This window comes from Candidatus Diapherotrites archaeon, from assembly GCA_040755695.1.
Taxonomy (GTDB): Archaea; Iainarchaeota; Iainarchaeia; order Iainarchaeales; family 1-14-0-10-31-34; genus JBFMAK01.
Genome location: JBFMAK010000001.1, coordinates 179,547 through 194,657 on the forward strand (window position 1 = coordinate 179,547; position 15,111 = coordinate 194,657).

General features: G+C 39.4%; 12 protein-coding genes. 5 read left to right on the top strand and 7 right to left on the bottom strand.

Annotation, left to right across the window (positions count from 1 at the left end):
• Positions 1–206 precede the first annotated feature (206 nt).
• The 3 genes from AB1467_01080 (at position 207) to AB1467_01090 (ending at position 4,940) form a co-directional block, all read left to right on the top strand.
• Positions 207–3,125 (top strand): S-layer protein, encoded by a 2,919-nt coding sequence (locus AB1467_01080; protein MEW6294872.1) that lies wholly within the window; start codon positions 207–209, stop codon positions 3,123–3,125.
• Between the two features lie 143 nt (positions 3,126–3,268).
• Entirely contained in the window at positions 3,269–3,901 is a 633-nt protein-coding gene (locus tag AB1467_01085) for a hypothetical protein (protein ID MEW6294873.1), read from the top strand.
• A gap of 16 nt (positions 3,902–3,917) precedes the next feature.
• A complete protein-coding gene (locus tag AB1467_01090; protein ID MEW6294874.1) occupies positions 3,918–4,940 on the top strand; it encodes a flippase-like domain-containing protein in 1,023 nt (340 codons plus the stop codon).
• Here the strand turns inward: AB1467_01090 and AB1467_01095 are convergent.
• From AB1467_01095 to prf1, 3 genes are all read right to left on the bottom strand, one after another.
• Entirely contained in the window at positions 4,911–5,870 is a 960-nt protein-coding gene (locus AB1467_01095; GenBank protein ID MEW6294875.1) for a hypothetical protein, read from the bottom strand. The two genes, AB1467_01090 and AB1467_01095, sit on opposite strands and share 30 nt — an antisense overlap.
• Positions 5,863–7,107, bottom strand: coding sequence for a tRNA pseudouridine(13) synthase TruD (gene truD / locus AB1467_01100; GenBank protein MEW6294876.1), 1,245 nt, complete (start codon positions 7,105–7,107; stop codon positions 5,863–5,865). Before truD ends, AB1467_01095 begins: the two co-directional genes overlap by 8 nt.
• A gap of 104 nt (positions 7,108–7,211) precedes the next feature.
• Entirely contained in the window at positions 7,212–8,444 is a 1,233-nt protein-coding gene (gene prf1 / locus AB1467_01105; protein MEW6294877.1) for a peptide chain release factor aRF-1, read from the bottom strand.
• A 149-nt stretch (positions 8,445–8,593) separates the two neighbouring features.
• Between prf1 and pyrH the strand changes: the two genes are divergently transcribed.
• Positions 8,594–9,373 carry a UMP kinase gene (pyrH, locus tag AB1467_01110; protein MEW6294878.1) on the top strand — a complete coding sequence of 260 codons (780 nt, stop codon included), beginning with the start codon at positions 8,594–8,596 and terminating at the stop codon, positions 9,371–9,373.
• On the opposite strand, the gene AB1467_01115 is transcribed toward pyrH, so the two are convergent.
• Positions 9,374–9,523 (bottom strand): hypothetical protein, encoded by a 150-nt coding sequence (locus tag AB1467_01115; GenBank protein MEW6294879.1) that lies wholly within the window; start codon positions 9,521–9,523, stop codon positions 9,374–9,376.
• 84 nt (positions 9,524–9,607) lie between these two features.
• Between AB1467_01115 and AB1467_01120 the strand changes: the two genes are divergently transcribed.
• Entirely contained in the window at positions 9,608–10,189 is a 582-nt protein-coding gene (locus AB1467_01120; protein MEW6294880.1) for a hypothetical protein, read from the top strand.
• On the opposite strand, the gene AB1467_01125 is transcribed toward AB1467_01120, so the two are convergent.
• From AB1467_01125 to ppsA, 3 genes are read right to left on the bottom strand one after another with little or no spacing between them, the layout of a single operon-like run.
• Positions 10,183–10,371, bottom strand: a complete 189-nt coding sequence (locus AB1467_01125) for a hypothetical protein (protein MEW6294881.1) — start codon at positions 10,369–10,371, stop codon at positions 10,183–10,185. The genes AB1467_01120 and AB1467_01125 overlap by 7 nt on opposite strands.
• Before the next feature lie 49 nt (positions 10,372–10,420).
• Entirely contained in the window at positions 10,421–11,374 is a 954-nt protein-coding gene (dph2, locus tag AB1467_01130) for a diphthamide biosynthesis enzyme Dph2 (GenBank protein MEW6294882.1), read from the bottom strand.
• A gap of 39 nt (positions 11,375–11,413) precedes the next feature.
• A complete protein-coding gene (gene ppsA, locus AB1467_01135; protein ID MEW6294883.1) occupies positions 11,414–15,049 on the bottom strand; it encodes a phosphoenolpyruvate synthase in 3,636 nt (1,211 codons plus the stop codon).
• Positions 15,050–15,111: the final 62 nt, after the last annotated feature.

Genomic DNA, 15,111 nt, shown 5'->3' on the forward strand with positions numbered 1-15,111 from the left:
AAGCCCAAAAATGTCTTCGTGGATTGACTTAAAGCCCTTCAGCAATCACTCAAAAAAATACCTTCTTTTTAAAGCATTAAATTTCCGAAAGCGCAATGTATTTAAATAAAACCCGGCAATCAATAATACAAGCCTAAGGAAAAACATCCTTGGACTTGTTTTTTATTTTTCCACAAATGACTAAAAAATGTGAGGTGAAAAAACACATGAAAAGTCTAAACATAAAAAAGCTTGCTGCAATAGCTGCAGGGCTTGCCTTAACAGGAATGGCAGTAGCACCTATTGTAACAGCAGCAGCCTCTGATATCACGAAAAGCGACTTAGTAAACACAGACGGAACACCAAGTGTGGACATAGTAGTCGGAAAGAAAGCAAAAGCTTCTGATATCGTGTGGGCTGGCAATATTGCGGCAGCACTAGCACAAAAAGCATACACAGACTCAACAGTGAGCACTACAGTATCAGGCGGAGGAACAGTTCCAAATGTAGAAGGACTGACAGTAGACCTAACAGTAGGCGGAACAGTAACAGTATCAGGCGGAAAGACATTCTACAACATAATGTACTCAGGAACTAGTGGTACTTTACAAGAACCAAACTTTTCAAACCAGTTAGTAACAAATGCAAATATACCTTCGCTGAAATATTACGGAAACAAATCTTACAGTTGGAATGCAGTCTCCTACTCAACAACAATGCAGGAAAGACTTGCATTCACCGCAGATGTATTGTTTGAACCATCAGGAAGCTACAAAGGACTTCAATCAAAAATCCAGAGCAATGGCTTAAGATATAACCTAAACTTAGGTTCAGGAATACCTAAATGTGAAGGAACTGGTTTACCAACTTGTTTGGCCTTCGCTGACGACTCAAACGATAACATTAGAATTCCATTCTTTGGAGAGGATTACCTAGTAAAAACAGTAGACTACACAAACAATTACGTTCAATTACTTAAAGCGGCAGCAGAAAAGACCTACTCGCCAGGAGATAAAATAGCAGACCTGCTGGGAAAAGACGGAGGAAAATACTACGTTGAAGTAGGAACAGGAAGATCAGTTTCAGGAGTAACTAAGATTGAGCTAACGCTCTACAAAGAAGATGGAACAAAAGTGGCATCAGACAGGTTTTCCACAGGAGATGTAGTCTTCTATGATGATAGCGGAAATGTGGTTTTAGCTACATTATTAAACATAAGCGAAATAGGCACAACAACAGGAACAGATGGAGCAACAGTTTATTTCCCAGTAATCCTGACAGGCTCAGACAGACTTTTAATATATAACGCCAAGGGTTATCCATATGATTCAACAAAAACAGATGACAGCTACGATTGGTTTGCAGCATTAACCTGGGGAACAGGCTCAGATGTAAACAAACTATTGGATATCAACGTTTACAATACTTCACAAAATATTTATACTGGGTCAAAAGCACTTTCACCAGGAAAAGAAGCATCATTCCCAAACAATTGGGGTTCAGTTAAATTCTTAGGCCTACAGTTACCAGAATTTTCAACAAACGGCGTTTCAAAAACAGAAAGAACAACGGGAATTACAGTGGGCGGAGGAAATGTGATTTACAGGGATTCAACATACGAGGCAGAACACACACTTCCTTTCTATAAAAGATTTACAGACCTGTCCAATGATTCAGTAACAGCCGGTCTCACAATAGACGGAAAAACAATTTACTCAAAAATAAACTTTAATGATGTAAACATACAGGGTTCAAGTACAGCTGACGGTTCAACAGGAAGATTTGAGTGCATAGGTGACGGAAACTATGTTAACGGAATACTAGTAAAAATGACCTTTACCACAGACCAGAACACTCCAGCTACTTTTTGGACAACCAATGATGGTCCTATTTCAGATGTAAATGTTGGCGAAATAGTAAGGGTAGCTGACCAAGTATTCAAGGTAAGCGGTAAAGCCCCAACAGCGCCAGAGAAATGCATTTACCTGACAGCAGACGGAAATGTTACATTCAGAAAAGACTCAAGTACAGGATCCTTAATCCAATACTGGTATTATGCGGATGCAAACCTGTCAAATGATAACAACGCAGGAAATGACAGAACTGCAAATACAGATCCAGCAATTGGCTTTGAAGGCTTAAGCAGTGTAACACACTATTACAGGGTAATGGTTGACGAAACGTCTGCTAACAGTGCAGGGACATTATGGCTGCTGTTGGACGGAATGAGAGCTTACACAGGACAATACAGTAAGTCATGGCAGCTCGTTGGAACAGACTTTGTCGAAGGAAGAGCCTTTGGTGCATCAGACTCAAACTATGCATGGAGAGGGGTGTATGTACCACACGACACTTACATGCCGGCATACCTAGAAGGCGATGTAAACTACAGTTCTCAAGAATTCCTGGTAGCAAACTTTAGAATAGATGAAGATGAAGACGGAGTCTACGATATGAACGTCTTTATTGCCACAGAAACTGGAGATTTAGTACAGCCAACAGCCTGTAACACCAACATAAGCAGTTACACTTATGAGGCGGACTGGAATGGAGCTCTTTCAAATAAGTGGATGAGCGCTTGCGCCAGTTTGACTTATCCTTCAGACATCTTCACAGACTTTGGAACTCACGCAAAGGAAGAAGCTTCTACCTCATACAAAAAGTATGTGGCAGTAGTACCAGAGAACAGGCCTCAAGCAGAAATACTGGTTGCAGGAACAGGAACAACAGAGGTAACAACAGGCGGAGAGTCCTTCACAGGAAAAGCAAAGGGAGACACTGTAACAACCACTTCAGGAACAACAGTAACAATCGATGACATCAAGTATTCCAACGCTACCTGTACAGGAGAGGGAGGAGCAGCACTCTGTACTGCAACACCTTCAACCTATAAAGCAATGGCTTCAATTCCAACAGACTTTGTCAAATTGGACAGCGATGCAGGAACAGGCGCACATGTCATCATAGGTGGATGGAAAGTGAACACCCTTGCTGCAGACATTGTAGGAATACAAGACAAGCTGGCAAAGAAAGGCGATTACATTGTAGAGAAAGACGGAGACAATGTAGTTGTCGCAGGATACACTGCAGCAGACACAATGACAGCAGCACAAGCTTTGATCACGCAAATAGAGACTTTCTCCTGAATTAAAAATTGAATAGGCTTCAGCCTATTCTTTTTTTCCTTTTTTTTATTTTCTTAATTTTTGTTTTATGGCTAATTAAAGCGATTATTAAAAAAAGTTTTCCCACCAGAAATTCTTTTTATGATTTTTTTGGGTGGACTGCCTTGAAAAAAACAGCAAAAAAGTGGGCCATTTTTTCGGCAATTGTGGTTATTGCAATTGTTTTGGTTCTTGTGGCAATTTTTCTGTTCCCTGAAAAAGGGCAGTATTACTTGTACAAGGAGGAAGCTGAAGGCATTGTGTTTGAATCAAATTATTTTTCCCAGCCGATAGAGTATATTAGGGGGCTGAACAGCTATTACATTTACTTGATTGTGAATGATTGGACTGAAGGCCAGGAGAACAGTGACGCAATCAATTCAGTGAATACTGCTTTTGTTGCTGTTCTGAATGCAAAGGACAAGAATGTTGTCAGCGTAATAAAGGTTTACGACGATAAAGGAAATTTTGCTTACTGCCAGACCAATTTAGGCCAGAAAAGGGAGAACAAGCAGATAACAGCAGAGGAATGCAATTCCCTGCTTTTGCAGGAGGACGCAATAAAATTTATGTTCACCAAACCTGACCCTAAATTAAAGAAACCAGAAATAATAATAGAGAAAAATTATTTGGTGACAGTGAAAGCAAACACTGAAAGCGAGATGATTCGAACAGCTTATTTATTGCTCAAGGCAATGTATCCTGATGCAGACACAATAATCCAGAACGTCAATTCTGTAGCAGGAAAAGTGAAATAAAAAAAAGGTTTTTTAATTGGAGGAATTAATCCAGAAAAGCATTGTCTCCCTCATCCTTGTCCTTGCAGTAATTGGAATAATTGCCTTTTACACTAATGCAGCCAAGTCTTTAGTCAAACTCGGGTTCAATAACCTCATATTTTTTACACTGGCATGCATTTTCTTTCTTTTGGGAGTGCTCTTATGGGTTATTTCATGGGCTTTCCTTGTAAGAAAATTTACTCCAATTTCCTATAAAAATCTTTTCCTTGTGGGGTTTAGCTCTCTTTATGGAGCCCTGACGCCAGTGCAATTAGGCACTGACGCATTGCGTTCAATAAGCCTGAAAAAGCACTTTCAGCTTTCATATTTCAAGTCAATTGCCGCAAGCATGACAGCAAAAGGAACTAAATTTCTTGTAATTGCAATAGTGTTCATCTTGGTCATACTGATGTTTTTGTCCAGGCAGGTCATAGACTCGGTTATCTTCTTTAGTCTAATAAGCGGCTTCATTGTAATACTGCTGGCAAGCACTTTATTCCTTCTGCCGTTGAATAAAAGAATAAGCATAAAGCTATCGCAGTTTTTCAAAAGGCTTGGAAGGATAATTCCATTATTTGAAAAGATAGGGAAATTCTTTTTGGATTATTCCAGTTACATGAAAAAGTTTTCGTTAAACGCAATAATCTATGTTTTCCTTTTAGGCTTTTTATCATGGGTTTTTGAATTCCTTGCACTGCAATTCACCTTCTTTGCAGTCCTGCCTGAAGAAAAGAATTTAGGCCTTATTCCAATACTTGTGCTCTTCGTGTTAATTTCAGTTTTGGAGAGAACGCCTTTCCTTCCAAGGGGCATAGGGGTAGTGGAATTCATTGGCTTCACTTACCTTAACATGGTTTCAAGGCTTGTGACCTCACTCCAGGTGAGCCAGATAGGCGCAGTACTAATTCTTTACGATGTTGTAAGGCTGATTATTCCAACAATCTTAAGCTTAATAATTGCATTTGCATTCAAGGTGGAAGCCAAAGAATCAGAACTTCATCATTCCAAAAAATATTAGCCAGAAAACGCAGTTCACTGCAACAATAATCCAAATAATTGCAACAACCTGCCATTCCTTTAATGGCCCAAAAATTTTTATTACAAGCTTGGCAAAATCATATCTGATTCTTTTGTCCTTATAGGAAGGAATTGCAAGCCTTTCATTTCCCAGGACCTTGTAAGGCCTTGTCTTGGCCTGCGAAGGGTCCCTCATATTTGTAAGAAGCTTAAGAACAAAAAAGTCTATTATGTGAGGCAAATAAAAAAGCAATAGAAGAATCATAAAATAATAATTTTTTTGCATTACAAACAGTGCAGCAACTGCAGAGCCAAACAATAGAGTGCTTGAGTCTCCTGGAAAAACCCTTGCAGGAAAGCGGTTGAATAAAAGTAGGCCAAGAATCAATCCTGACAGAATCAAAGCCAAAGGCAGGAACTGCGTTGCGGCAAGAAGGAAGACTACTGCAAGGCTGATAATGTAAGTGCTTCCAACCTCCCAGCCATTCAATCCTGCAAAAGTATTATGGAGAGAGGCAATGAGCGCAATATATAGCGCCAATGGAATGACCCAATAAATTGAGGGCGCAAAAAAGAAAGCAAAAGCAAGGGAGACAAGGGCAATAGGGATTGCCCTTACAGCCCAGGGAATTGTTTTTGCTGCCCATTTATGCTTTGTGTCGTCAGCAAACCCCACTAAAGAAAAAACAGAAAGCAGCAGAAGCCAGCCAAGAAAAAGTGGGTTAACATCATTCAAATAAAAAAACAAAACCACGGAAGCCCATAATGCAGCAAGGACCACAATTCCTGTTGACTCAGGGGTTTTCCTCTGGTCCAGTTTATTTATGTCAATGCCCAAAGCAAATTTGTTTTTCCTGCTCCATTTCTCGAAAAAGTGAATGGAAATAATCCCTGTTATCAAAGGAAAAACAAACCAGAAGAGCTCATTCATTCTTCATCAATTCCCTTAAAACTGTTGTAGCGTAATCCCCTTTATTCAATTCAAACGAAATTATTGCCTTTAATTTTCCTTCATTGAACTCGTCTTCCTTTACCTCTAACAATTTAAGGTTCTTTGGGATTAAAATAATTTTCTTTCTTGCGCCTTTTGAACTCATCTCCTTCATGTCCTTCACGTAAAACTGCTTTAGGGAAAGGCCTTCCTCCCCCAAAACCTTTTTTTCTATTTCCCCTGCTTTCCCTGAAGCGAATACTGTTTCAAAGCCGTACAATGGCGCTGAAGGAAAGCCTTCAATCAATACATCCCCTTCAACTGCCTTTAATCCAATCCCTTCCTTGATTCTCTCATTTATGACTTTATTGAAAAGGAATGCCTGAAAAGCATGGACAAACAAATACCTTAATCCCTTTGGCAGGACCCTGAAAGCCCCAATGAAGTCTTCAGGTTTTTTAATTAAATAATTAAGTATTGCCCTCTCATAGCTGTACTTTACAGGGAATTCTTTTACTGCCCTGCTGAAGTTTCCTGAAGTCTTCAAGTTCTCCCTTGCAATTGTTGCCTGTGCTTCCTCTCTCTCGCTTGTTCTTGTAAGGTAAAGCATTACTGCACCTTCAAAGTTTCCTCTGACAAATTCTTTGCCCACCAAATGGGTCACCTGCCTTACGCCCCCAAACCTCTGCTCTCCAAAATAATTTGCAATCCCTTCCTTCATTTCAGCAATGCAGTCGCTCAACCTCTTTTTTGTTTCAATTTCACTCAATTCAATGTCCCTTACAGTAATTTCAAAGATATTCCCATTAAGGTCTCCTATCTCAATTTTTTTTTCACTCCATTCAGGCTCCCTCAGCCTGACAAACTTGCTTTTGAACTGCTCCAATCTCTCAGGATCAGGCCTGTAAAAAGAAATCTTCTGCGAGGTAATTGCCCTCTTGTCTTTCATTCCTGCATAGCTTATCCTTTTATGGCTCAAGTAATTGAATCTTGCAATCCTTTTTATTGCCTCATTCAAGTCCAAATTGAATTTTTCCATTGTAAGAATCAGGTAATCTTTTTTCTCGGGGTTTTCTGGGACAATTAAAGGCATGAATTCAGACAATTTTTTTTCATCCAATGTAATGCCGCACACTTTTCCATTCAGGCCAATTTCTTTTACATTGAAGTCAGCTATCCTTTGCTTTATCCTGCCCTTGATTCCAGGCGTTGAAGTAGAATAAAAATTTTCCTGCATTTTAAATCATTTAAATTTTTACTAAAATTTAAATATTTTAGGCAAAGCCTAAAAATTTTCAAAGTTTTGCTTTGAAACTATTTTCAAGCAAAGCTTGAAATCATTTACTTGTACCTTAAAAAGGCCCCTATGCCCCCAAAGCCTTTCAGGAATTGTTCGCCCTCGCTTGTATCAACTGAAATGACCCGTGTTTCTGCGTGGATTGCGTGCGCTTTCTCGATAAGGAAATCAATGTAATCAATTTCCTCCAATAATTCTATTTGAGTTGAGGAACTGCACTTGGAGCACTTGATTTTGGCTTCATCAAAATTATCCGGATTCTTCACAATAACTTCCTCGAAGGAATTGCATGCAGTGCACTGAATCTTGTACACAATCCATTCAATTCCCTCAGAGACAAGCAATGTCTTCGCCTTACCTAAATTCAGTGCTTCCTCTACTTCTTGCTGACCATAAGCAACTAGTCCATTCTTCACGATTTCTTCCAGAAATCTTCCAAGAATTTTTTTCTCTTTTATTATTTCAGTGTCCTTCAATATTTCCTCTGACTTGAAGAATATCTCCCTTATGCCTGATTCATCTGTGTAGGATGTGTCCACTATTCCTATCACTTTCTGCTTGAGCCTTGAATCTAATGTGCCGACATTCAGGAACTCGTTTTTTGTCATTCCTGGACCCCCAATTATTAATCCTTTGAGTTCTTTCTCTGAAGGCAAAAAAGCAGAATTCATTTTCTCGCTCACCCTCTTAAAGAATTCCTGTGCTGCCTCCTCCCTTAATCTTTCAAAGCGAACGCTGCTCTGCCCCCCAGCACGCGTTTTACCTGCAACGCCTGAAGTGAATCTGCCTAAAATTTCATATCTCTTTCCTTTCAGCAGGGCGATTGTTGCCTCTCGCTTGTCTATTACCACCAGACCGTAAATTTCTGAAGGCTTAATCATTTCTTCTAAAGGAGCCAAATGAAATTGATCGTCACACCAATACAATTTAGTCTTCAGTTTATCTATTGGCCTTAAAACAAACATTCTGATGTCAGGCCTGCCTTCAACCTCTGAGACATTCCCGCAGAATAAAACAATCCCGTTTTCTGGAATTTTGAAGTCAATTGACTTAAGGAAGGAATTAATCCTCCTGATTGCTGACTGCACATTCTTTCTTGTGGTAGGGCTTTTAATGTTCGAGGACTGGCTTAATTCTTCTGTCAGCTGGCCCATTACAGAGCTCCTGTCGGCTCCGGGGGGAATGTATAAAGTAATCAGTTCAGTGCCTTTCCCCTTGAATTCCTTTAATTTCTTCAACTTCTTTTTGAATAAGCTTACGTCAGAGTCTTCAACCATCCAATACCACTCAGAAAAATTAAACCGAAGGCTAAGCTGGAACAGAATCAGTTGCATGCAAAATTTTCTGGCACATATTAAGCCTTTTAATCAATTTAATTAATAAAGTTTTTATATTCCTATGCATAAAAATATTTGGAAGTGATTTAATGTTCGACATGTTCAAGATGTTCGAGCAGAACGCAGAGAATGCAGGGCAGGGGCAAGACCAGTATCCAGCACAATTAGAGGCAGAAAGAATTTTTGTTGTCTCAGTTGGAGGCTCCGCACTAATAAAAGACAAAGTGAACTTCAATCTCTTAGCAAAAATTGCTAATTCTATCTCCAACCTCAAAAAAGAAGGCTTCAAGTTCGCTGCAGTAGTAGGAGGAGGCAAAATAGCAAGAGACTACCTTGCCTCAGCCAAGCTTTTGGGCACAACAAACAATTTCCTTTTGGACGAAATGGCAATAAATGTCACGAGAATAAATGCTGCAATGCTCATTCACGCATTAGATGAAGCTCACCCTGAAGTTCAGACAAGGATTTACTCCTCAAAAGACATAATCAATTCAGGGAAAATTCCTGTTTATGGAGGCCTAATTCCGGGATTCACAACAGACACTGTTGCAGCCCTTCTCTCAGAATTCCTTGAAGGAACCTTTGTAAACCTCTCAAACCAGGACGGCATTTACACCTCAGACCCAAAGGAAGACTCCAGCGCAAAACTCATTTCGAAAATGAATCATGACAGGCTCCTAAGATTAATGTTCAGGACTGACACAAGGCTTCCAGGGGCAAACGTAATCATTGACGCAGTAACCTGCATGATATTAAACAGAAGCAAAATCAAGGCCATGGTATTGAACGCAACAGACCCAGAAAACTTCGAGAGCGCCCTCAGAGGCAATGACTTCACAGGCACACTCATAGAAACAAAAGAGGAATGACTACCAATTAAGGCCTCTTTTTCTCCTTTCTTCTCCAATCTTTCTGCCCTCAGCTTTTGTTACCCTGTTAGCCCTCCCTATTGCCCTCTTCGCCCTATTCGCTGGCGACATAGGGTCAATCTTTGAAATAAGTTTCCTAATTTTACTCATTAAAATTCCTCCTAAAAAAATAATGCAGGCAAAGAATTTAAACTGAATCATATTTTAATATAATTAACTGGGGGGAATTATGATATGAAATTCAAAACTATTGCTCATTTAATTAATTTTTGCGTTAAACATCCTAAAGTTGCAGCAACATTAGGAACAGTGTTTGTTTTAGGGATTGGTTCTCTTGTTGTTCCAAAAAACTTGTTTGCTCAAATTCCTGGCGCTTCCCACACAGTATCTCAAAACATCGGGCCCACAAAAGCAGGGTTCGAATTCGACACAGAAGGAAGCAAAGTAACCGGAAAAAGAATTGTTTTAGACATTGGAAGCACTGACCCAAAAAGAAAAAAAGGCGTTTTTGAATTAAAATTAGATGCTTCACCTAATGTAAGCCAAAGGGACCTTTTAACAATGAGGGCAGCCCAACAGATAGTTAACGCAAACAATAATATTTTGAGCTTGGGTTTTCAGGCTTCAGTAATACCCCAAAAAGGAAAAGAAGCAGGAACAAGATATGGTGCGACATTTGAGTCAGGAAAATTTAAGACATCCCTCCAAGCAGTAAAATCAGACCAATTGTTATTAAACCAAGACTTTTGCCCGGCAAAAGAAGCTGAAATCACAATGCATATTGCAACAAAAAAAGGAGAAAAGCCTGTTTATTGAATAAGGCTTATAGCAAAACCAACAATCAAGGGATGGTATATTGAGACGGGCCCTTCAATTGTAAGAAACCTCAAAGGAAAAACTACTTCAAAAGGCTGGGAAGCATTCATTTCAAAAGGAAACATTGGAGTGTTTTCTTCAATTAAAAAAGACAGGGGGGCAAAAAAACCGACAGCATTCATTCAAACGCTTTACAAATTTCCGGCGAGAAAAACTCCTGCAAGAAAATAATTATTTCAGCACCTCATTCAATTCGCTTGCATTTATGAAGGCCTTCTTGTACTGCTGGAAGTCTTCTGCAAGCCTCGGGCAGGCTGTATTAACAAAACAGTCAACTTGAACGCCCTCAAGGAATTCTGCTCTCACCAAATCTAATGCGAGAAGGAAAGCCCTGAATCCTTTTTCTTCAATTTTCTTTTTTATTTCTTGGGCAAGCTTCTTGTTCGTTTGCCCTTTCTTTGTTGAAATTATTATCCCAAAAGATTTTGCTTTTATTGCCTTTGCAATTACAGCATACCTCTTCCTCACCCAGAACTCTTTTTCTGTCTCCAGGCTCATGAAATCCAAATTCAATGGATTGAAAGCAAAAACCTTTTTTTGAGAGGCAAATGCTGTTCCTAAAGCGTGAAAATGCCCGTCGCCAAGAAAAACTATTGCATCACTTTCTTCTTCAATGTCTTTTACGCAGGAGTGATTGCAGCCCAGCACCTGCCCGTCAGCTGCAATCTGCTCGTTCCCTTTTCCAACAAAAACAATGAATCCTTTTTTCTCCAGCTCAGTTCTTATTTCCTGCATTGCTGGGATGAACTGGATTGAAGCGCACAATCCTATTTTCCCCAGATTTTTTCCTTTCAAGAGGAAATCCAGTTTTTCAGCGCACTTTACTGCATCAATGTCATAATGCAGTGGAACAAAAATTGTCTTCACTTTAGGCTTGAAGAATTTCTCGTGGCCGAAATGAACTATAAGGTCAGCGCCAAGAACTGACGCCTTCTCTTCTGGAACATCGCAGGCCCCAAAGCACGGGTCCATCAAGGCAATTACTTCAGTCCCTGTTTTTGACTGAATTTCTTCAATCAATTCAGTTGCCCTTGTTTTAAGGCCTTCCGGGAGCTGGAGTAGAATCCTCTTTGCCTTGGCTTTTTTTATCTCTTTTATTGCTTTATCCAGGTTGAATTGCAGCATGAGAAATCTTTTGATAAGAAAAAATTATAAACTTAAAAGCTATCTTCCCAGTTTTTTTTCTTCTTCTGCTATTGCAAGCCTTGTTCTTATTACGGTGTCTGGATTTAGAGAAATAGAGTCAATTCCTTCCTGCACCAGGAATTGCGCGAAATCAGGAAAGTCTGATGGCGCCTGGCCGCATATTCCAATCTTTCTTCCCTTCTTTTTCGCTGAAGCAATAACCTGTGCAATCAATCTCTTTACTGCGTCATTCCTTTCATTGTAAATATGGGACACAAGCTGTGAGTCCCTGTCTAAGCCCAAAGTCAATTGCGTTAAATCATTAGAGCCAATGGAGAATCCATCAAATATTCCTGCGAATTCTTCTGCTAAAATTACGTTTGAGGGAATTTCGCACATCACGTAAACCTCAAGGCCATTCTCTCCCTGCACTAAACCGTTCTTTTTCATTTCCTCTATAACTTTCCTTCCTTCTTCAAGGGTTCTGCAGAATGGAACCATTACCTTTACATTGGTCAAGCCAATTTCATTCCTTGCCTTTTTTATTGCCTCGCACTCCAACTGGAATCCTTCCCTGTATCTTTCATCGTAATATCTTGAGGCCCCCCTCCAGCCAATCATTGGATTGTCTTCTTTTGGCTCAAAGTATTTTCCCCCAATAAGGCCTGCGTATTCATTTGTCTTGAAGTCAGAGAACCTTAAAATTACATCCTTGGGATGGAATGCTGCGCCAATTAATGCAATCCCTTCAGCCAATTTGTCAATGAAGAACTTCCTTTTATCCTTATAGCCGTGCGTCAGCTCTTCAATTTCTTTTTTTTCTCTTGCATCAAGCACTCTTTCAGGGTAAAGCAGGGCGAGAGGATGCACTTTAATGTAAGAAGAAATAATGAATTCCTCTCTTGCAAGGCCTACGCCATCATTTGGAATAAGGCTTTCATCAAAGGCTTGGTCCGGATTGCCTACATTCATCATTATCTTTGTTTTTGTTGAAGGAAGTTCACTCAAATTGATTTTTTTGACTTCAAATTCAAGCATTCCATCATAAACAGAGCCTTCACTTCCCTGCGAGCAGTCAACCGTAACTGCCTGGCCTGTCTTTATTATTTCGCTTCCATTCCCTGTTCCAACAATGCACGGAATTCCCAGTTCTCTGCTCACGATCGCGCTATGGCAATTATTAACAATCACTGGTGTCATTCTTTCGGTGAAAACAAAATAATTGTGATTATCTTCAATCGTGATATTATATACGTCCTGGATTCCTAATTCCCTTTCTGGTGAAATTCTTAGCATTCTGAGGCTGGAATTTAAAATTTTTTCTAATTCTTTTTGTTCTCCTAAGGAAAGCATTTTTTTATATGAATCCAATTCTTTGTCTGAAATTAAAAGATTTTTATTAAACCTGACTTTGGCATGCCCCGAATAGTTTACTTTTTCTAAGACTTCTTTTAATAATTGTTTTGCAGAAAAAAATCTTGTTCCCTGTCTTTTCCTTAAAGGATGCCCCTTTACCCGTTTGGTGTATAAAAATATTTTGTTTAATCCTTCCACCAACTGGATATTATAAATATTCCTGTTGGTTGAAACCTGCGGAAATGACTCAATTTTAAGGCAAGCTATAATTATTGCTTCAAGCAATTCTTTTTCTGAACAATAAATGTTCACTTTGTTTTTTTCTCTTGAGTATGAGCCATCGCCATCAATTACCCCAGCCAAAAAATTTAAGGCAATCTCCCTATTTGAAAGCAATATTGTTTGGGCAAGATTTTGTGTTTCCTCTTTAAACTGAATTGCAATCTCTTTGCTGTAACACCTGTAAGCATTGGCTGAACCAAACGCCTGTTTTTCCCGGATATAGCCCTGTGAAATTTTCTTTTCTGTTACCGCCATTTTTTTCCCGAATAGTTCACTGAAATAATTTATTACAGTATTAATAAAATCCATTTTTTCAGGTGAAGGTTTTTGAATGAATTGAACCTCCCCGTGGGTTCTACTCAAATAGATGCTTCCGTCAGTATTAATGGCTCCAAGCAAGTAAGCCATTCTCTTGTCCTTTTCAGAACATTCATTTAATTCAGTAATTTTGCTTACAGATAAAACCATTTCTTTTCCGCTTAAAATTTCTTTCATTTCTTTTGAAACCAAATTGAAGCCATCAAAGGTTGGCACTTTATGGTCTTCAGTTATTTTTAAGCTGTTTCCCTTCATTTTTCCTGTTTGGGAAACAGAAACTTCAATTAGTTCAGCCGATCTTTTCATTGAAGCAGTAATTTTTTTCCATTCAATCTGCAGAGAGTTTTTATTTAGAGAAAGAGTATATAATTCTTCTTTGTTATCAAAAATTTCTTTTAAGGTTTTGAACCCTTTATTTGTTAAGATTTTGGTGTCGCCAGAAAAGCAGGTTCTTCCCCCTTTATTTGTTATAATCGCTGAAGCTATTTTCATTATTGGCTCCCAGTCAGGGTCAGTCATGTCGGTAACAAGGATTTCCCCTGGCTTGAATTCCTCTATTTTGGAGGCGTCCTTTATCACTCTTACCTTTCCTTTGCCTATCTTTGAGCCAACGCTTTCGCCTTTGACAATCACTCTGCCTTTTTCTTTTAATACAAATTCTTCCAATACATTTCTGTTCTTCTGGGACTGCACTGTCTCAGGCCTTGCCTGAACAATGAAAAGATTTCCTGTAACCCCATCCTTGGCAAATTCAATATCCATTGGCTTGAATTTGCCTGCCTTTGAAGAATAATATTCTTCAATAATTAAAGCCCAACTTGAAAGCTTAAGAATTTCTTCGTCGCTCAAAGTGAATTTCTTTCTCTCATGCTCTGATACCTCAATCTTTTTTGTTGCCTTGCTTGAATCATGGGCATAAACAATCTTTGTTCTCTTCTCTCCTAATTTCTTGCTTAAGACTGCCTTTTTTCCCTGCCTTAAAGTTGGCTTGAATACAATGAATTCATCAGGCGTAACAGCGCCCTGCACAACGCTTTCGCCCAAGCCCCATGAACTGTTAATTAATATTGCTTCCTGGAATCCTGTTTCAGTGTCAATAGTGAATATTACACCGCTTGAGGCAATATCAGAGCGCACCATCTTCTGCACTCCAACAGAAAGAAAAACTTTGGAATGATCAAAGCCCTTGTCTTCCCTGTAAGAAATGGCCCTGTTAGTGAACAAGGAAGCAAAACATTTCTTCACTGCCTCCAAGAGTTCTCTTGGGCCCCTCACATTCAAGAATGTTTCCTGCTGGCCAGCAAAAGAGGCATCAGGCAAATCTTCTGCTGTGGCGGAACTCCTGACAGCAACGTCAGGGTTGTGCCCGTACTGAAGCCCTAAATGATGATATGCATTCTCTATTGCTTCCTCTAATTCTTCAGGCATTTTTGACCTCAGAATTGCAGTCCTGATTTTTTCTCCTCTCTCCATTAATTCTTTTACTCTGTGGATATTCAATCCTTTCAATTCATGCTTTATCTTTTCATTCAATCCTGTCTTCTCAAGGAAATGCTTGTAGGCAGAAGCAGTAATACAGAAGCCGTTCGGGATGGCAATGCCTTTAGAGGAAAGATTCCTGTACATTTCCCCCAAAGAAGCATTCTTGCCTCCGACCAATGGAACGTCTTCAATTCCAGTCTGGTCAAACCATAAAATGAATTCCTTTGTTTTCTCCATTCAAACCGTATTAAATAGAATTCAAGGATTTTTAAATATAACTAAAATCAGTTGAAAGGCCT